Here is an 18746-nt window from a genome sequence, read left to right on the forward strand (position 1 = left end):
GGCGCCACCTCCCCCTGGCGGGGGAGGATTGCCGAATCACGCAATAAACTGCTCCATCGTGATCCGCTCATCCAGCGCATGCTCGGGATCGAACAGCAAGGTCAGGTCGCGGTTACGGTCGATCGCGATGTCCACTTGCGCCACGTCGCGCACCTCGCGCTGGTCGGCGACCGCGCTCACCGGGCGCTTGCCGGGGTCGAGCACGCGCAGCGAGATGCGCGTCTTCTCGGGCAGGATCGCGCCACGCCAGCGCCGGGGGCGGAACGGGCTGATCGGGGTCAGCGCCAGCAGCCGCGAGCCCAAGGGCAGGATCGGACCATGCGCCGACAGATTATACGCGGTCGACCCCGCCGGTGTCGCCACCAGGATCCCGTCGCATACCAGTTCGGGCAGCACGACGCGGTCGTTGACGCGCACCTCCAGCTTGGCGGTCTGGCGCGTCTCGCGCAGCAGCGACACTTCGTTGATCGCGGGCAGGACGTGGCGCTCGCCATCCATCGTGGTGGCGGTCATCACCAGCGGCGACACCTTGAACGGTCGCGCCCGCGCCAGTCGTTCCTCCAGCCCCTCGGGCTGCCAGTCGTTCATCAGGAACCCGATAGTGCCAAGGTTCATGCCGAACACCGGCACGATCCGCCGCCGCTCCAGCATCGCGTGCAGCGTTTGCAGCATGAACCCGTCGCCGCCCAGCGCGACAACCATCTCGGCATCATCGACCGGCACCCAGTCGCGCCCGGCGAGCAGTTCCGCCGCTGCCGTTTCGGCCGGGGTGGTCGGGGAGGCGGCAAGCGCCCGGCGCACCATGCTCATCCGCCGGTCACGCTCATATGCCGCGCCACCGCCGGCGCCGCGCCCGGCGCAACGTCGAATGCGTGCCGCGCGGGCTTGCTCGCCAGCGCCGCGTCGATCGCGGCATCGACCGCCGTCAGCCCGCCGCTGCGGATCGCGGCCTTCAGATCGACCTGGTCGTCATGGCCCAGACAGGTGAACAGCTTGCCCTCCGTAGTCAGCCGCACGCGGTTGCAGCTGTCGCAGAAATTGCCCGTCAACGGGGAAATCAGGCCCAACCGCGCGCCGGTCCCGCCGACCCGCCAGTAGCGCGCCGGACCGCCGCTGTCATGGGCATCGCGGGTCAGGTCGAATTGTGCAGACAAATCGGCGAGTACATGGGTCAGCGGCACGAAGCGATCGGCGCGATCCTCGTCGATCCGCCCCAGCGGCATCGTCTCGATCAGCGTCAGGTCCATGCCCTGCGCGCTGGTCCACGCCAGCATCGCCGGAATCTCGGCATCGTTCAGCCCCTTGAGCGCGACCATGTTGATCTTGACCGCGAGGCCAGCCGCGCGTGCCGCGGCGATGCCGTCGACCACTTGGCCCACATCGCCATGCCGGGTGATATGCCGGAAAATCTCGGGAGCGCGGCTGTCCAGGCTGACATTGATACGCCGCACGCCCGCCTGCGCCAGCGCGTCTGCATGGGCCGCCAGCCGCGTGCCGTTGGTGGTCAGCGTCAGCTCGTCGAGGCCATCACCCACGCTGCGGCCCAGCCGCCGCACCAACTCCAGCGCGTCGCGCCGTACCAGGGGTTCGCCGCCGGTCAGCCGAATCTTGGTCACGCCGCGCGCGACAAACCGCTCCGCGATCAGCGCGATTTCCTCCAGCGCCAGCACTTCGCTGCGCGGCAGAAACGTCATCTCTTCGGCCATGCAATAGCGACAGCGCAGGTCACACCGGTCGGTGACCGATACCCGCAGGTAACGGATCGCGCGGCCGTGCTTGTCCATCAAGGGCCGAACCATCGCCATGACGAAAGGAGCTAAGCTGTTCGGTGCGCCGCGACAAGGCTTTGGTTTCGGTCCGGGCTTGCGTTAGGACTGCTGCCGATGACCGACGCCGCGCCCGTTTCTGCCACACCGATGACCGGGCGCGACCGGCCCCTGTTCCTGCTGTCCTTCCGCCAGCGCGACGAACTCGCGGCACAGGCGGCGCGGGCCGGTTGGCGCGTGGTCGCGGCGCGGCGCGGGGAGGGGGCGGATCACCGTTTCCTCGCCAGCGGCGCGGCGGTTGCCGTGGTCGATGCGCGCGGTTCGGTGACCGAGGGGCTGGCCGCGACCCGCGCGCTGGCACCGGTCACCAGCGCCAACGGGGCGGCGTTGCTCGCGCTCGTCTCACGCGACGACACCGGTCGGCTCGGCGAATTCTACGATGCCGGTGCCACCCACTTCCTCGCCAGCCCGATGCGCGAGGTGGAATTTGTTCAGGCGCTGCGCTTCGCCGCGCGCCATGCCCAGCGCATTGGCAGCGATGCGCCCCGCGCGACCGGGGAACCGCTTGGCTGGCGCTACGATCCCGCGCTGCGCTCGCTTCAGCTGACACCGGCGCTGGCAGCGATGCTGGGGCTCAGCGCCGCGCCATCGCTGCGCACCATGTTGCGCCATGTCGAGGCGGCGGATCGCGGCGCGATGCGCGGCGCACTCCAGCGTCTGCGCGACGGGATTCAGGCGACCGCCTTCGCCCACGACCTGCCCGGCGCGGGGCGGGTGGTCGAACATCTTCAGCGCGACGCCCGCACCGGCCGCATCCACGCACTGATCGAACGGCTGGGCGAGGTGGACGCGAGCGCCGTCGTCCGCGACGTCCTCACCGGCGTGCGCGACGATGCCGGGATGCGCCGCTGGCTCACCCGCCGCCTTGAGGATGCGCAGCCGGTCGGCGTCGCCCTGATCGCGCTCGGCCGGTTCGACATGGTCAACACCGCCTATGGCCGCGACGCCGGCGATTCCGTCCTGCGCGCCGCATCGACGCGCATCGCCGATGCCGTGCGCGCCGTGCTCGGTCGCCGCGCAGCGCTCGCGCGGATGGGCGGGGCCGAGTTTCTCGTCGCGGCGGAGGGCGCCGACGTCGAGGCGCTCGCCGCCGCTGCCAAGGCGATCGAGGAGGCGCTGACCCGCCCCTTCGTCATCGGCGATGTCATTGCCCCGGTCGGCGCGCGCATCGCCACAGCCACCGCGCGGCCCGGCGACGATGCGGCGGCCTTGCTCCGGCGCGCAAGCGAGGCATTGGCGGGTGAGGACGACGACAGTCGCGCCATCCCGCTCGACGCGCTCGCCGTCGATCTGCGCCGCGCGATGGAGGCGGGGGAGATCGAATTGCGTATGCAGCCGCAGGTCGCGGTCGCCACCGGCGCGATCGTCGGGGTCGAGGCGCTGGCCCGTTGGCGCCACCCCGACCATGGCGAAGTCGGTGCGGAAACCTTGTTCGCCGCCGCCACCCGCGCCGAACTCGAGCTCGCGCTGTCGGAGCACGTTCAGCGCCTCGCGCTGGCACAGGCCGCGCGCTGGCCCGCCGCGCTCCGCCATCTGCGCCTGTCGGTCAACGTCACCGCCACCGATGTCGCGCGCTCCGGGTTCGCCGATCTGTTCCTCGACTGGGTCGACAGCAGCGGCTTCCCGCGGTCGCGCCTGACCGTCGAGATCACCGAAGGCGGCCTGATCGACGATCTCGGCGAAGCCTCCCGCCTGCTCAGCGAGTTGCGCGCCGCCGGTTGCCGCGTCGCGATCGACGATTTCGGCACCGGCTATTCCAGCCTGGCGTACCTCAAGGCGCTCCCGCTCGATTACCTCAAGGTCGACCGCCGCCTGACCCAGGACATCACCGGCAGCGCGCGCGACCGTATTGTCGTGCGCGGCGTGATCGACATGGCCCGCTCGCTTGGGCTCACCGTCATCGCCGAAGGGGTCGAAACCCCGCAGCAGCTCGATCTGCTGGCCAAGGAGGGGTGCCAATATTATCAGGGCTATCTCTGCGCCGAGCCGCTGACCCTGCCCGAACTCCTTGCCCTGGTGGAATCTGTATGAACGACCCCCGCGACGCGACCGGCGTCTGGTATGGCCGCTATTTCGCGACCGGCTGGGACGTGCCCGAAAACAGCTTCATCGCGCATCTCGAGGAATTCGGCGGCGCGGTGGAAGGGACGATCACCGAACCCGATGACACCGGCCTCTCCGAAATCCGCCGTGCCTTCGTTTCCGGCAGCCGCAGCCTCGACACGCTCACTTTCACCAAACAATATGATCCATCCGGCCCGCTCGCGCACAGCGTCGCCTATTCGGGCCGGATCAGCGAGGATGGTACGGAAGTCACCGGCGACTGGCGCTTCTCGGGTTATCACGGCAGCTTCGTGATGAACCGCGAGATTTTCAGCGCCGAGGAACTGGACGAAGAGGCGGCGGTGGACGAAGAGCTGCTGATCGAATTGGGGGACCCGGCGCCGCCCGCATGGCGCCTGTGACTTGGGAGGGATTGAGATGATGAACCGCCGCGGCCTGTTCGCGACACTGGCGATGCTGCTCACCGCAGCGTTGCTCCCCACGCCCGCAGCGGCCAAGGGCTTCAGGTCCGACCGCATCGCCGTGACCGTGGAGGGGAAGGGCGCCGACGTCATCCTGATCCCGGGCCTGTCCTCGTCCCCTCGGGTCTGGGCGGAGATGACCGCCGCGCTCCCCGGCTATCGCTACCACAAGGTGCAGGTGCGCGGCTTCGGCGGGCTCGACAAGGGCGGCAATACCGACGGCAATGTCGCCGCCCCGGTGGCCGAGGAAATCTCGCGCTACATCGCCGAGCACAAGCTCGGCAAGGTTGCGGTGATCGGGCATTCGATGGGCGGCACGATGGCGATGATGCTCGCCGCGCGCCACCCCGATCAGGTCGGCAAGCTGATGGTGGTCGACATGCTGCCCTTCCTCGGCGCGATGTTCGGCGGGCCACAGGCGACGCCCGAGACGCTCAAGCCGATCGCCGACCAGATCATGGCCGGCATGCGCAACAGCCCGCAGGACGCCTATGCCAAGCAGCTTGAGGGCACGATCACCGGCATGGTCGCGACCGAGAGCAAGCGCGCCATCGCGCTCGACGACGCGATGAAGTCCGACCGGGACGTCTCCGCCCGCGCCTATGGCGAACTCGTCATGACCAACCTGATGCCGGAACTCAGCAAGGTCACCGCACCCACCACGGTCCTCTATGTCACGCCCAAGGGCGCCCCGGTCACCGACGCGCAGATGGACGGCTTCTACCAGGCGTCCTACGCCCCGATCAAAGGCGCCAAGCTGGTGCGCGTGCCCGCCTCCGCGCACTTCATCATGTGGGACAACGCGCCCTTCTTCCAGGCGCAGGTCAAGGCGTTCCTCGCAGCATGAAGCCCACCATCGCACTCGCCGCGCTGATCGCGCTCCCCGCCGCCGCACAGGACGCGCCCGACCGCTCGCAGGACGTCGCGTGGCATAATCAGCAGTCGCTCGCGCTGGCACAGCGTCACGGCGGCGCTGGCTGGAACGTCACGGCCACCGGCCTGCGCTGGCGCCTCATCGCCGGCAACGGCACCGGCAAACGCCCCGGCCCGACCGACCGCGTGACCGTCCATTATGTCGGCACCTTCACCGACGGCGCCGAATTCGACAGCTCGGTCAAGCGCGGCCAGCCCGCCACCTTCCCCCTCAACCGCGTCATCCGCGGCTGGACCGAGGGCGTCCAGCTGATGGGCGTCGGCGACAAGGTCGAATTCGCGATACCGTCAGAGATCGCCTACGGCCCCAACGGCCGCGGCCCGATCCCGGGCGGCGCGACGCTGCTGTTCACGGTGGAGCTGCTGGGGATTGAGGCGGCGGGGACCGCCGAGTAACTGCAACACCCATCGTCGCCCCGGGCTTGACCCGGGGCAGGGCTGCCTTGGTTTGTGCGTGCAGAGTAGAAGAGAAAGAAGCCCCGCCCCGGGTCAAGCCCGGGGTGACGAGCGGGGAGGGATCACCCCAACGCCTCAAACGCCCCCGTCTCGAAATCCTCGCCCAGCATCGCGACGATCCGCGCCGCCACCTCTTCCGGCGGCTTGACGCTCTCGGGCGCCTCACCCGGATAGGCGCGCGCGCGCATCTTGGTCCGCGTCGCGCCGGGATCGAGCAGTGCCACCCGAACCTTGGTCAGGTTGCGCACCTCATCGGCATAGCTCAGCAGCAAATTCTCGAATGCCGCCTTGGTCGCGCCATACAGGCCCCAATAGGCGCGCGGCTGACGACCGACCTTCGACGTCACGCCGATCACCCGCGCCGCATCCGACCTGCGCAGCAACCCGTCGAACGCGCCGATCAGCGCCGCCTGCGCGCTGACGTTCAGCGCCAGCACCTTGGCCACTTCCTTGGGATCGAACGCCGCCACCGCCGACAGCGTGCCGAGCGCAGCTGCATTCAGCACCAGAATATCGAGCTTCCCCCACCGCTCCGCCACGGCGGCGGCGAGGCGCGGGATCGAATCGGTTTCGATCAGATCCATCGGCGCGATAGTCGCCGATCCGCCCGCCGCGAATATCGCTTCCTCGACCTCTTCGAGGCCGCCGGCGGTGCGCGCGGTCAGCACGACATGCGCGCCCTGCGCCGCCAACGCGATCGCCGTCGCCGCGCCAATCCCGCGGCTCGCGCCGGTGACGAGCGCGACGCGCCCCGCAAATACCTGTTCGGTCATCGGATCAGCGCTTTTCGTCGAGCAGGGCGAGCTGGCCGATGGCCTGCTCGTCATGGTCGGTCAATTGGGTCGGATATTCGCCGGTGAAGCACGCGTCGCAATAACGCGGCAACACGTCGCCGCGCTGCGCCTCGCCCAGCGCGCGATACAGGCCGTCGATCGACACGAACGCCAGGCTGTCGGCCTTGATGAACTTCGCCATCCCGGCGACGTCATGCTGCGCGGCGAGCAGCTTGGAACGCTCGGGCGTATCGACGCCATAGAAGCAGCTATGCGTCGTCGGCGGGCTGGCGATGCGCATATGCACCTCCGCCGCGCCCGCTTCGCGCATCATCTCGACGATCTTCAGGCTGGTCGTCCCGCGCACGATCGAATCGTCGATCAGCACGACGCGCTTGCCCTTGATCAGCGCGCGATTGGCATTGTGCTTGAGCTTGACGCCCAGCCGCCGCACTTCCGCGCTCGGCTGGATGAAGGTGCGGCCAACATAGTGCGAGCGGATGATGCCAAGCTCGAACGGAATGCCCGACTGCTGGGCATAGCCGATCGCGGCGGGCACGCCCGAATCCGGCACCGGGATCACCAGATCGGCATCGACTGGCGATTCGATCGCCAGTTCCGCGCCAATGCCCTTGCGCACGGTATAGACCGAGCGGTCCTGCGCGATCGAATCCGGGCGGCTGAAATAGACCCATTCGAAGATGCACGGGCGCGGCGCGATCGCGGTAAACGGGCGGATCGATCGCATCGCGCCGTCCTGCACGATTACCAGCTCGCCCGGCTCGACATCGCGGACATAGGTCGCACCGACCACGTCGAGCGCCACCGTCTCCGACGCAAAGATAAAGCTGTCGCCCAGCCGTCCCATCACCAGCGGCCGGATACCCAGCGGGTCGCGGCACGCGATCATCCCTGCCGGCGTCATGCAGATCAGCGAATAGGCGCCCTCGACCTGCTTGAGCGCATCGATGAACCGGTCGAGCAGATCCTTGTAGCCACTCGTCGCGACCAGATGGATGATCGTCTCGGTATCCGATGTCGACTGGAAGATCGAACCGCGCCGGATCAGCTCGCGGCGCAGATGCATCGCGTTCGAGATATTCCCGTTATGCGCCACCGCGAACCCGCCACTCGCCAACTCGGCATAGAGTGGCTGCACGTTGCGCAGCGCGGTCTCGCCGGTGGTCGAATAACGGACATGGCCGCACGCCACGGTCCCGGCGAGCGCGCGGATCACCTCGTCGCGGTCGAAATTGCCCGCGACATGGCCCATCGCGCGGTGCGTGTGGAAGTTCGCCCCGTCAAAGCTGGTGATGCCGGCGGCCTCCTGCCCGCGATGCTGGAGGGCGTGCAGGCCCAGCGCAACGAGCGCAGCCGCGCCCTCCGCACCGGAAACACCGAATACGCCGCACTCTTCGCGCAGCTTGTCGTCGTCAAATGGATGTGTGGTCAGCATCGGCCCTTCGGGGGAGTCGTTGGTCGATGGCCGCGCATATAGGGGGCCGATCCGGCTTTGTCGCCTGTTTGTCACATCAAATCGGTGATCATTGTGTTTCTCCGTAGGTTGGGTGGGGGTGGGGTCTTAAAATCCTCCCCGGAACGGGGAGGGGGACCATGCGCAGCATGGTGGAGGGGGCGAGGCACCGGACTCCCTTGCCTCGGGCCCCCTCCACCACGCCCTGCGGGCGCGGTCCCCCTCCCCGTGCCGGGGAGGATTTGGCAAGTTCCCAAATCCCGACTCTGTTCGTCCCAATCGATGACCGAACAATGACATAATCGATTTCCTCACTCGCACTGACCGGTTTATCCCGTTTCCGCCGCGCGCCCCGCTCCGATAGCCTCCCTCCAAGACCAATCACCCAAGGAGGGATTCCAACATGGACGCAAAGACCGGATCGATCGACGGCGGCGGCTGCCCCGTGCACGGCAATGGCGGAGTCCGCGCGCTGCTCGGCCGCACCAACAAGGATTGGTGGCCGGAAATGCTCGCCACCGAGATTCTCAATCCCAACGGCCCGTCCAACCCGATGGGCCCCGATTTCGATTACGCCGAAGCGTTCAAGAAGCTCGACTACGCCGCGCTCAAGGCTGACCTGACCGCGTTGATGACCGACAGCCAGGACTGGTGGCCGGCCGATTACGGGCATTACGGCCCGTTCTTCATCCGCATGGCGTGGCACGCCGCCGGCACCTATCGCACCGCCGATGGTCGCGGTGGCGCGAATAGCGGGCAGCAGCGCTTCGCCCCGCTCGACAGCTGGCCCGACAACGGCAATCTCGACAAGGCACGCCGCCTGCTCTGGCCGATCAAGCAGAAGTACGGCCAACAGATTAGCTGGGCGGACCTGTTCATCCTCACCGGCAACGTCGCGATCGAGAGCATGGGCGGCCCGGTGTTCGGCTTCGGCGGCGGCCGCGCCGATGTGTATGAGCCCGAGCGCGACATCTATTGGGGCAGCGAAGACAAGTGGGTGAACCAGGGCGTTCAGACCCGCATCAGCCCCGAGCACGGCATGCACGAGCTGGAAGGCCCGCTCGCCGCGATCCAGATGGGCCTCATCTACGTCAATCCGGAAGGGCCGGGCGGCAACCCCGATCCCTTGCTCTCGGCGCGCGACATGAAGGCGACGTTTGAGCGGATGGCGATGAACTCGGAAGAAACCGTCGCGCTCACCGCCGGCGGCCACACCTTTGGCAAGGCGCATGGCAATGGCGATGCGTCGCTGCTCGGCAACGCGCCCGCTGGCGGCGACATCACCGCGCTCGGCTTTGGCTGGGTCAGCAGCCATGAGAGCGGCGGCATCGGCGAGCATACCGTCACCAGCGGCATCGAAGGATCGTGGGTCAACACTCCGACCACCTGGTCCGAGAATTATTTCCGCTTGCTGCTCGATTACGACTATGAACTCGTCCACTCGCCCGCCGGCGCGCAGCAGTGGCAGCCGATCAATCAGCGCGAAGAAGACATGGCCCCCGCGGCATGGGATCCGAACATCAAGGTCCCGACCATGATGACCACCGCAGACATGGCGCTGAAGATGGACCCCGAATTCCGCGCGATTAGCGAGAAGTTCCGCAACGACCATGAAGCGTTCAAGGACGCCTTTGCCCGCGCCTGGTTCAAGCTGACCCATCGCGACATGGGCCCCAAGGTCCGCTACCTCGGCCCGGAAGTGCCGGCCGAAGACCTGATCTGGCAGGATCCCATCCCCGCCGGCACCATGCCGTCGGACACGCTCGTCGCGCTGGTGAAGGACAGGATCGCGAATAGCGGCCTGACGGTCAGCCAGTTGATCAAGACCGCCTGGGCCTCGGCCAGCACCTATCGCAAGTCCGACCATCGCGGCGGCGCCAACGGCGCGCGCATCCGCTTCGCTCCGCAAAAGGACTGGGAAGTCAACGAGCCGGAGATGCTGGCGAAGGTGCTGAGCACCCTCGATGGCCTGCGTGATACGATGTCGCTGGCCGATGTCATCGTGCTCGGCGGCGTGGTTGGCCTGGAGAAGGCGATCAAGGATGCGGGTCACAATGTCCCCGTGCCCTTCACCGGCGGCCGCGGCGACGCGACCGAGGAACAGACCGACGCCGACAGCTTCGCCGTGATGGAGCCGGAGGCCGACGCCTTCCGCAACTATCTCGGCAAGAAGAAGCTGGCGGTAAAGACCGAGGAAATGATGCTCGACCGCGCATCTTTGCTCGGCCTCTCGGTCCCCGAACTGGTGGTGCTGGTCGGCGGCCTGCGCGTTCTCGGCGCCAACCATGGCGAGCGCGGCCATGGCCACTTCACCAAGCGTTCGGGCCAGCTGACCAACGACTTCTTCGTCAACCTGCTCGGCATGACCAATGTCTGGAAGGCGGCCGAAGGATCGGACGATCAGGAATTCATCGCGACCGACCGCAAGGGCGGTCACGAAACCTGGCGCGCGACCCGCGCCGACCTGATCTTCGGCTCCAACTCCGAACTGCGCGCCGTCGCCGAAGTCTATGCCGAAAACGGCCATGAGGAAAAGTTCGTCAAGGACTTCGTTGCCGCCTGGACCAAGGTCATGAACGCCGACCGCTTCGACCTGAAGGGGTAAGACGACTCTCCCTTCTTTCCCCCTCCCGCTCGCGGGAGGGGTCTCCCAAAAACTCCCCTCCCGCTTGCGGGAGGGGTCGGGGGAGGGCCTGTTCCCACAGGATAAGGCCGCGACGGGAAACCCCCGCCGCGGCCTTTCTGTTCGCGGCCAGCACCTGTGCCGAGGCCGACCCCCACTGACGTTGGGCAGGCTTTTTACAGCTGGAACGACGACCTGCACTGGCTCTATGTGCCGGGCATGAAGCAACGTCTCGCTGTGCTCCAGTTCGACTGGGACGACGTGAACGGCGCGGAGGTCCGCGCGGTGTTGGCCAGGGGCGTTCAGACTATGCAGGGGGATCTGCGCTGTGCCGCCATCGCATTCGTCCTAGACGGTTGCGCCGTGGTGCTCCGCGTGAGTGACGACACCGACGAACTGATCGTGAGCCGCGAAACCGCACCTGACGAAGACGACTGGCGACCGCTGGACCCGCTCGGCTCGATTGTCGGCCGGACGCTCGGCTGGTGCTGGGTCGGCCGGAACCATCGCGGATATCTCGACGGTTTCACCCTCGCCATTGACGAAATCGATCCGAACTACCTTTTCACCGGCGTAGGCTCGGCGATCCAATGCGCGCGGGTCACGCCAATCGCTGATTAAACGGGGCGGGGCGGTCGGGAAGCCGTTCGCATAGTTGCTTCCACACCACGCCCCCTTAAACTCCCCCCATGGAATCGATCGGCGGCGACCTCAGTACCATGGCCCCGCGTCCCTTCGCGGACGCACACCTCACCGCCATCCAGGCCATCGCCACCACCCGCCACTATCAACCCGGCGACATCGTCCTCGAAGCCGGCTCCCCGCAGGATCGCTTCGTCCTGGTTGAGGAGGGCGAGATCGAAATCGCCGACCCCGTCACCGGAGAGCGGCTGCGCCCCGGCAGCCTCGGCCCCGGCCAGTTCATGGGCGAGCTCGCCTTCCTCAACGGTGGCCCGCTCACGCTGACGATGCGCGCCAGCGTCCCCACGCGCACGCTCGAAGTGCCGCGCCCCGACATGCTCCGCCTGATGAGCGCGGTCCCCGAGATCGGCGACCATATCCTCACCGTCTTTTCCGCGCGCCGCCGCCGCATCTTCGAATCCGGCGACAGCAGCCTCGTCGTGCGCGGGGCCGAGCGCGATCCCGCCGTCGCGCGGGTCGCCAGCTTCCTCCACCGCAACCGCATCCCGTTCCATGAGGAGGCCGATGGCGAACCGCTGGTCAGCTGGTCGGGCCATCCGATCCCGAACCCCACGCCGCGCGCGGTTGCGGGTCATCTCGGCCTCGACCTCACCGCCAGCTCGACCGAGCCGTTCGACCTGCTGATCGTCGGCGCCGGCCCCGCCGGCGTCGCCGCCGCCGTCTATGCTGGGTCTGAGGGGCTGCGCGCGCTGGTGATCGAGGATACCGCAATCGGCGGACAGGCCGGCACCAGCTCCCGCATCGAAAACTATATGGGCTTTCCCACCGGCATCTCCGGCGCGGACCTCACCTTCCGCGGACAGGTTCAGGCGATGAAGTTCGGCACCTGCTTCGCCATGCCGCGCCGGGTCGAGGCACTCGCCCGCCGCGACGACGGCTTCTGCGCCACGCTCGACGGGGGCGAAGAGCTGTGTGCCCGCGCCGTACTCGTCGCCACCGGCGTGCAATATCGCCGCTTGCCGCTCGACCGGCTCGAAGCGTTCGAAGGTGCCGGCATCTATTACGCCGCGACCGAGATGGAGGCGCGCCTGTGCGCCCAGACCGAGGCGGTCGTCGTCGGCGGCGGCAACAGCGCGGGGCAGGCGGCGATGTACCTCTCGCGCGTCGCCAAACGCGTCCATGTCGTCGTGCGCGGCGCCAGCCTCGCCGATACGATGAGCGCCTATCTGCGCGACCGGCTTGAGGCCGACCCGCGTATCGTCATCCACACCCACAGCCAGCTGGCGCAGCTCGATGGCGACGCCCATCTCGAACGCGTCGTGTTCACCGGCCCGGCGGGCAGCCATGCGGTCGATTGTCGCGCGCTGTTCATCATGATCGGCGCTGCGCCCAATACCGACTGGCTTTCCGGCCTGGTCGAACTCGACCCGCATGGCTTCGTCCGCACCGGCGCAGAAGTCGGCGCATCGTCCAGCTACGCCACCTCCTGCCCCGGCATCTTCGCGGTCGGCGACGTCCGCTCCGGCTCGGTCAAGCGCGTCGCCAGCAGCGTCGGCGAAGGCTCGGTCGTCGTCAGCGCGATCTGGACCCATGTCAACGCGCCCCCGCCGCGCACTATCGAGGGAAATCTATGAGCCGCATCCTCCGTCTTGGCCTTGGTGCGCTGCTCGCCGCCGCTGCGGTCCCCGCCATGGCCGCACCGCACCGCATCGACACCGCCGCACGCGCGGCCATGACGCAGACCGGCGCGCGCGGGCTGGCGATTGCGCTGGTCGAGCGCGGCCGCGTGACCCATGTCGCCGCCTTTGGCGCGCGCGACGCGTCGGGCCAGCCGCTGACGGCCGACACCGTGATGTATGGCGCGTCGCTGACCAAGGCGGTGTTCGGCTATTTCAATGCCCAGCTGGCGGACCAGCGTCGGCTGGACCTTGATCGGCCGATCGCCGCGCTGCTGCCGCAACCCGTCCCGGCCTATGGCAATGTGCCCGGATCGGGCCAGTGGGGCGACCTGGCGAATGATCCCCGCTGGAGCGCGATCACGCCGCGCATGACGCTGACCCATTCGACCGGCTTTGCCAATTTCGCCTTTCTCGAACCCGATCGCCGCCTGCGCATCCATTTCACGCCGGGTACGCGTTACGCCTATTCGGGCGAAGGGCTGATGCTGCTGCAATTCGGGCTCGAACGCGGCCTCGGTCTCGATGTCGAGGCGGAGCTGCAGCGGCGATTCTTTGTGCCGCTCGGCATGACGCGCACCAGCCTGAAATGGCAGGATCGCTTTGCCGCCAACCTCGCCGATGGCTGGGACGAAAGCGGTGCCGCCCGCCCGCACGATCAGCGCAGCCGCGTGCGCGTTGCCGGATCGATGGACACCACCATCGCCGACATGGCGCGGATGGCGGCGGCGATGGTGCGCGGCTACGGCCTCTCCAAAGCGGGGCATGCCCGCTTCAGCCAGGGGACGTTGCCGATCACCACGCGCCAGCAATTCCCCACCTTGCTGCCCGAAGCCCCGCCGGCCGAACGCCCCGCCGCCAAGGCCGCGCTCGGCGTGATCGCGTTCAACGGACCGCAGGGGGCGGGCTGGTTCAAGGGCGGCCATGACGACATTACCGCGAACACCCTGGTCTGCCTCCAGCGCGGCCAGCGCTGCGTGCTGATCCTGTCCAACGACGTCCGCGCCGAACGCGCGTTTCCAGCGCTCGTCCGGGCCGCGCTGGGGGAGACCGGTGTGCCCTATCGCTGGGAATATCCGGGGCTTCCCAGTTATTGAGGCGACCCCACCACCCGCGCCGGGCTCGCCTCACGCCAGCGCGACCTCACCCCTTACCGCCGCCCGCCGCGCCACGACAAAGGCCGCAGCCACCATCACCACGCCCAGATACCCGACCAGCAGCGAATCCAGCGCCATCACCGCCCAAACCACAGCCGGCGCCTTGCCCACCGCCACAAATGCCAGCGCATAATGCGCCACCATCAACGGCAGCATCGCCAGCAGCGACACGATCACGGCGTAAAGATACACCCCCCGCGTCAGCCGGATCGACCGCACAAAGCCGATGCCGGGATTGCCCGCCGCCGCCGCCGTCTTCCACGCCGACAGCAATGGCTCGAACAACAGGCTGACGATCAGGCTCACGATCAGCACCCACGCCGCGACATTGCCCCCGATTCCCGCCGCCTTGGCGATCAACGGCACGTCCTGCACCAGGATCAGCCAGAACAGGCTCCACACCATCACCGGCACGAACAGCCGCACCGCCACTGGATCGATCCGCCGCGCCGCAGCCGGATCATCGCCGAACACCAGAAAGCGCACCGCCCAATATCCGGTCAGGAACAGCGCGATCACCTTCACATGTCCGATCGCCAGCCGCAGCATGTCGCCCTCCGCCGCCTTGAGGCCCGCGATATCGACATACATGCCCGCGCGGATCTCGACCGCATGCTGCACCATCTCGACCGCGACCGGCACCAGGAACAACAGCGGGCAGAGCAGGGCATAGCGGCCCGATCGCACGAACACTTCAACCAGATCGCGTCCCATCGTCATTCCCCTTCGTCATAGGTCAGGATGTCGCCCGGCTGGCACTCCAGCGCCCGGCAGATCGCGTCGAGCGTCGAAAAACGGATCGCCTTGGCCTTGCCGGTCTTCAGGATCGACAGATTGGCGAGCGTGATATCGACCCGCTCGGCGAGTTCGGTCAGGGTCATGCGCCGCGCATGCAGCACATCGTCCAGCGTCACGCGGACCGCCATCAGACGGTCCCCTCAATCTCGTCCTGCATCGCCGCGCCCTGCTGGAACACCCGCGCCAGCACGAACAGCAACAGCACCGCGAGCCAGCCGGTGACCGAAAACTGCCACGCCATGAACTCGCCCGTCGCCTCGCTCAGCTGCGTCGCGAACCAGCCATAGCCAAGGTCGACGATCTGCAACGCCAGCATCGCCCAGGCGATCTGCCGCAACCGATCGGCATTGACCGCCGCGAACGGGGTGCCGATGCGCACCGTATCGATCATCGCGATGATCCGGGTAAACATGACATGCACCGGCACCGCAGCGACGCACCCGATCGCCATCACTCCGACCAGCGCAAGGCGAACTGCATCAGCCTTGCTACCGAAATCCTCTGTCAGTCTGCCCGTCATGAACTCGGGCATCGCCAGCAGCGCGCCGCCGAACACCACGAACCCCGCGACCGCGATCCAGTTGAGAACCAGCAGCACCATCAGGATGCGCCGCGTGAGAATGAGCATGTCGAGTCTCCGTGAATTATCGGTATTCGATAATCCACACATCGAATAACGGCAAGCAAATTTATCGTTTTACGATAAATCTCCCGCCATCCCGACGTCGGGGGGCGAAAACGCCCGCCCACACCCCTCGTCGTCCCGGCCTTGAGCCGGGACAGGGCTTCTTCTTGCTCACGAAGCGGTCATGTCGCTCATGGCTGGGACGACGCGCAGGAATCGAACGGTCGCCCAATCCACCCTCACCGCTGAAACCCAACCTCCCGCACCCGCACCCGCCGCGTCGCCACCGTCCGACCCGCGACAAACTCCCGCAACACCGGCTGGAGCATTGGGTCGCCGAACAGGTCGAACTGATGCGCCGCATTCTCCACCACGACGATTTGCGCATGCGACAGCCCCCGCGCGATCTCCCGCGCATTCTCCACCGGGGTGCGCGCGTCGAGGTCGCCGACCAGAATCAGCGTCGGCACCTTACTGCGCACCGGCTTGCGATAGGCCGCACCCAGATCGACCGCCGGCCAGGCATCGCGCAGCCCCGTCAGCGGAAAGTTGATCGCATTGCCGAGCAACGCGGTGCGCGCCTCGCGCTCGATCCGCCGCAGCCGCGCCGGGCTGGCATGCGAGGCGAGGTCCATCATGTACTTCATCCCCGACCCCAGCCGCCACTGGCTGCGCGCCGCCAGCGCCACCGCACCCATGCGCCGGAAATCGCCGGCCGCCATTTCGCGATAGGCGGCGGGCAGGGTGGCGAGCGTGCGCGGATCGCCCAGCGCCTGCGCGGTCAGCCACTGCACGTCGAACGCCCCGATGGTAACGCGGCGCGCCACCCCGTCCGGTCCCGCGACCTCTACGGTCACCGGTGCGCGCCGCAGCCGTGCGATCACCGTGCGCATCGTCGCGGGCAGTTCCGGCGTACCCGCCCGTTCGGCGATGCGTGCAATCACCGCATCGGTCTGCGCAGGCAGCTTGTAGGTGTGATCGGGGCCTTCGGGACTGACCAAAATCAGCCGCGCGACGCTCGCCGGGTGCCGCCGCAGAGTCGCCAGCGCGAGGTGCGATCCATAGCTGCGCCCCCACACATGCATAGTCGCATAGCCGAACGCCCGCCGCACCGCGTCGACATCATCGGCATTCTCGGCGCTGGTATAGGATGCCAGCCGCACCCCGCTCGCCTCGAACCGCCGCGCCGCCGCGCGCGCCGCATCCGCCATCACCGGCAGCCACAGGGCAGGGGAACCCTCCGCTTCCAGCGGCAGCGGTGTGCGCTCGGGCAGGGCAAGGCTCGGCCGCGACCGCCCGCTCCCGCGCTGGTCGAACGCGATCACGTCCCCGCCCATCAGGTCGAGCAGAGCAGCCGCGCGCGCGGCGGAAAGGCCGCTCAGCAATCCGGTCCCGGAATCGCCCGGTCCACCCGCCAGCACCATGTTGACGATCGGGCTCGGCGCGTCCGCCCAGCGCAGCCGCATCACCGCCAGCTCGATCACCCCCTCCGGCACCGCGCGGTCGCGGCGTTCGGGGACGCGGAGAAAACCGCGCTCGACCGCCATCGAGCGCCCGTCCGGCGCCACCAGTCGCTCGGCGCGCGCTTCACCCAGTTGCGGCGCGATCGGCGCGGCGTTGGCGGCGGTGGCGCTGGCCAGCAGCGCCAATCCGGTCAGCAGGAGGCGGATCATTGCGCGCGCTCCGCCATCTGCGTTTCCAGCGCCCGCCGCTTTGCCGTCAGAGCCGCGAGCCGCCGTCGCGCCCGGCCGAGCAGCACCAGCGCCGCACCGACCATCGCCACGCCCATCGCCGCTGCGACGAACCCCGTGGCCACCCCCGACCCGATCCCGATCGCCAGCGCCCCCAGCGTGAACACCGATGTGAAGGCGACCGCCATCCATCCGGCGACGACTTGCTGGCGCGCATACAGCACGCGCCGCTGGGTCAGCACCCATAGCGCATAGGCGGTCCACCCCGTCCCGATCAGCGACAACACCGCAAAGGCGGCACGCGTGCGTAACGGCAGGTTGGGCTCGGTCATGAACAGCGACAGCGTGACCACCGTCCCGCTCAGCGCGGCGGCCAGCAACAGCGCGTGCGCAATGCGGGGGCGGGGGGACAATTCGGCGCTGACGATCCGGACTTCCGGGGCCGCAGCATCCATTTGCGGGGCAAGGGTCATTGGGCGTCTCCATGCAGTTCGAGCACGCGCCGCAATTGCTTGCGGGCGCGGTACAGGCGTGACTTGACGGTTCCGGTCGGGATCGAGAGCGCGATTGCGACCTCGTCGATCGCCAGTTCCTCAAGGTAGAACAGGGTCAGGATCTCGCGTTCGACCGGGGCCAGTCGCGCCAGCCCGCGCTCGACCGCTTCGACATCGAACGCTGCCTCGCCGTCATCGGCTTCGGCGACATCGTCCTCGGCGGGCAGAGGCGTCGCGGCGCGGTATTTGCGGCGCAGCTGGTCGGCAAAGGCGCGATGCGCCACGCCGAACAGCCACGACCGGAACCGGCTCGTGTCCTCGATCCGCCCGATCCCGCGCACCACGCGCAGCCAGATGTCCTGCGTCAGCTCGGCTGCGGCATCGGCGTCGCCCGTCACGCGCCGGGCATAGCCGCTGACCGGCCCGGCCCATCTCCGCACCAGCGCATCGAACGCCTCGCGCTCGCCCAGCTGGCAGCGCACGACCAGCAGCTCGTCCGCGATTGCCCCCACTTGTTCCCCGCCATCCGGCCGCATCATTCACCTCATGCTTTCCCTCGTAGTCGGTGGACGGCGAAAAAGGTTCATTCGAATGGGTTCGGACGCTAACACCGCCGCATGACCGACCCCCGCGATTCCACGCTCGACCTCAACCCGAACTACGACGCCAACGGCCTGATCACCGCCGTCGCCACCCACGCCGCGACCGGCGAGCTGCTGATGCTCGCGCACATGAACGCCGATGCGCTGGCGAAGACACTGGAGAGCGGCGAAGCATGGTTTTGGTCGCGCAGCCGCCAGCGGCTGTGGAAAAAGGGCGAAAGCAGCGGCCATGTGCTGCGCGTGGTCGAGGCGCGGATCGACTGCGATCAGGACGCGCTGTGGCTCAAAGTCGACCCCGCCGGCCCCGCCTGCCACACCGGCGAACCCAGCTGCTTCTTCCGCCGCATCGAAAACGGCAAGCTGGTGCGCGAGTGAGGGGAGGGCATGTCCCAATTCCTCCCCCAGCTTGCTGGGGGAGGGGGACCGCCGCCGAAGGCAGTGGTGGAGGGGC

At 68.0% G+C, this 18746-nt stretch carries 19 protein-coding genes; 9 read left to right on the forward strand and 10 right to left on the reverse strand.

Going from position 1 to position 18746, the window contains the following annotated elements; genetic code table 11:
• Positions 1 to 36: 36 nt before the first annotated feature.
• Together ACRYLO_RS02575 and moaA are read right to left on the reverse strand one after the other, a co-directional pair.
• Positions 37 to 810: an NAD kinase gene (locus ACRYLO_RS02575; protein ID WP_482658721.1), complete on the reverse strand. Its 774-nt coding sequence runs from the start codon at positions 808 to 810 to the stop codon at positions 37 to 39.
• Positions 807 to 1805 (reverse strand): GTP 3',8-cyclase MoaA, encoded by a 999-nt coding sequence (gene moaA, locus ACRYLO_RS02580; RefSeq protein ID WP_482658722.1) that lies wholly within the window; start codon positions 1803 to 1805, stop codon positions 807 to 809. Before moaA ends, ACRYLO_RS02575 begins: the two co-directional genes overlap by 4 nt.
• Before the next feature lie 78 nt (positions 1806 to 1883).
• Between moaA and ACRYLO_RS02585 the strand changes: the two genes are divergently transcribed.
• Genes ACRYLO_RS02585 through ACRYLO_RS02600 form a run of 4 tightly spaced genes read left to right on the forward strand, consistent with a single transcriptional unit; the run spans position 1884 to position 5680 of the window.
• Positions 1884 to 3857 (forward strand): putative bifunctional diguanylate cyclase/phosphodiesterase, encoded by a 1974-nt coding sequence (locus ACRYLO_RS02585; RefSeq protein WP_482658723.1) that lies wholly within the window; start codon positions 1884 to 1886, stop codon positions 3855 to 3857.
• Entirely contained in the window at positions 3854 to 4291 is a 438-nt protein-coding gene (locus ACRYLO_RS02590) for a hypothetical protein (protein WP_482658724.1), read from the forward strand. The genes ACRYLO_RS02585 and ACRYLO_RS02590 overlap by 4 nt, the downstream gene beginning before the upstream one ends.
• A 19-nt stretch (positions 4292 to 4310) precedes the next feature.
• Positions 4311 to 5198, forward strand: coding sequence for an alpha/beta fold hydrolase (locus tag ACRYLO_RS02595; RefSeq protein WP_482658725.1), 888 nt, complete (start codon positions 4311 to 4313; stop codon positions 5196 to 5198).
• Positions 5195 to 5680 carry an FKBP-type peptidyl-prolyl cis-trans isomerase gene (locus ACRYLO_RS02600; RefSeq protein ID WP_482658726.1) on the forward strand — a complete coding sequence of 162 codons (486 nt, stop codon included), beginning with the start codon at positions 5195 to 5197 and terminating at the stop codon, positions 5678 to 5680. The genes ACRYLO_RS02595 and ACRYLO_RS02600 overlap by 4 nt, the downstream gene beginning before the upstream one ends.
• A gap of 122 nt (positions 5681 to 5802) precedes the next feature.
• Here the strand turns inward: ACRYLO_RS02600 and ACRYLO_RS02605 are convergent, their stop codons facing one another.
• Both ACRYLO_RS02605 and purF read right to left on the reverse strand, forming a co-directional pair.
• Entirely contained in the window at positions 5803 to 6513 is a 711-nt protein-coding gene (locus tag ACRYLO_RS02605) for an SDR family NAD(P)-dependent oxidoreductase (protein ID WP_482658727.1), read from the reverse strand.
• Positions 6514 to 6517: 4 nt separating this feature from the next.
• Positions 6518 to 7969: an amidophosphoribosyltransferase gene (gene purF / locus ACRYLO_RS02610; RefSeq protein WP_482658728.1), complete on the reverse strand. Its 1452-nt coding sequence runs from the start codon at positions 7967 to 7969 to the stop codon at positions 6518 to 6520.
• A gap of 421 nt (positions 7970 to 8390) precedes the next feature.
• Here purF and katG point away from each other — a divergent pair, with 421 nt between their 5' ends.
• The 4 genes from katG (at position 8391) to ACRYLO_RS02630 (ending at position 14025) form a co-directional block, all read left to right on the forward strand.
• Positions 8391 to 10592: a catalase/peroxidase HPI gene (gene katG, locus ACRYLO_RS02615; protein WP_482658729.1), complete on the forward strand. Its 2202-nt coding sequence runs from the start codon at positions 8391 to 8393 to the stop codon at positions 10590 to 10592.
• A gap of 237 nt (positions 10593 to 10829) precedes the next feature.
• Entirely contained in the window at positions 10830 to 11231 is a 402-nt protein-coding gene (locus ACRYLO_RS02620; protein WP_482658730.1) for a DUF6334 family protein, read from the forward strand.
• Between the two features lie 68 nt (positions 11232 to 11299).
• Positions 11300 to 12886: an FAD-dependent oxidoreductase gene (locus ACRYLO_RS02625; protein WP_482658731.1), complete on the forward strand. Its 1587-nt coding sequence runs from the start codon at positions 11300 to 11302 to the stop codon at positions 12884 to 12886.
• Positions 12883 to 14025, forward strand: a complete 1143-nt coding sequence (locus ACRYLO_RS02630) for a serine hydrolase domain-containing protein (protein WP_482658732.1) — start codon at positions 12883 to 12885, stop codon at positions 14023 to 14025. The genes ACRYLO_RS02625 and ACRYLO_RS02630 overlap by 4 nt, the downstream gene beginning before the upstream one ends.
• A gap of 30 nt (positions 14026 to 14055) precedes the next feature.
• Here the strand turns inward: ACRYLO_RS02630 and ACRYLO_RS02635 are convergent, their stop codons facing one another.
• From ACRYLO_RS02635 to ACRYLO_RS02660, 6 genes are all read right to left on the reverse strand, one after another.
• The gene (locus ACRYLO_RS02635; protein WP_482658733.1) at positions 14056 to 14799 is read right to left on the reverse strand and encodes a hypothetical protein; all 744 of its coding nucleotides are present in this window, start codon (positions 14797 to 14799) and stop codon (positions 14056 to 14058) included.
• A 2-nt stretch (positions 14800 to 14801) separates the two neighbouring features.
• Complete coding sequence (locus ACRYLO_RS02640; protein WP_482658734.1) at positions 14802 to 15011, reverse strand: helix-turn-helix domain-containing protein; 210 nt, start codon at positions 15009 to 15011, stop codon at positions 14802 to 14804.
• A complete protein-coding gene (locus ACRYLO_RS02645; RefSeq protein WP_482658735.1) occupies positions 15011 to 15511 on the reverse strand; it encodes a DUF2975 domain-containing protein in 501 nt (166 codons plus the stop codon). Before ACRYLO_RS02645 ends, ACRYLO_RS02640 begins: the two co-directional genes overlap by 1 nt.
• Positions 15512 to 15747: 236 nt before the next feature.
• Positions 15748 to 17181 carry an alpha/beta fold hydrolase gene (locus tag ACRYLO_RS02650; protein WP_482658736.1) on the reverse strand — a complete coding sequence of 478 codons (1434 nt, stop codon included), beginning with the start codon at positions 17179 to 17181 and terminating at the stop codon, positions 15748 to 15750.
• Positions 17178 to 17672, reverse strand: a complete 495-nt coding sequence (locus ACRYLO_RS02655; RefSeq protein ID WP_482658737.1) for a hypothetical protein — start codon at positions 17670 to 17672, stop codon at positions 17178 to 17180. The genes ACRYLO_RS02650 and ACRYLO_RS02655 overlap by 4 nt, the downstream gene beginning before the upstream one ends.
• The gene (locus ACRYLO_RS02660) at positions 17669 to 18205 is read right to left on the reverse strand and encodes an RNA polymerase sigma factor (protein WP_482658738.1); all 537 of its coding nucleotides are present in this window, start codon (positions 18203 to 18205) and stop codon (positions 17669 to 17671) included. The genes ACRYLO_RS02655 and ACRYLO_RS02660 overlap by 4 nt, the downstream gene beginning before the upstream one ends.
• A 105-nt stretch (positions 18206 to 18310) precedes the next feature.
• Between ACRYLO_RS02660 and hisI the strand changes: the two genes are divergently transcribed.
• Positions 18311 to 18670, forward strand: coding sequence for a phosphoribosyl-AMP cyclohydrolase (gene hisI, locus ACRYLO_RS02665; protein WP_482658739.1), 360 nt, complete (start codon positions 18311 to 18313; stop codon positions 18668 to 18670).
• Positions 18671 to 18746 lie beyond the last annotated feature (76 nt).

Source organism: Sphingomonas sp. SDUR79 (genome assembly GCF_056821745.1).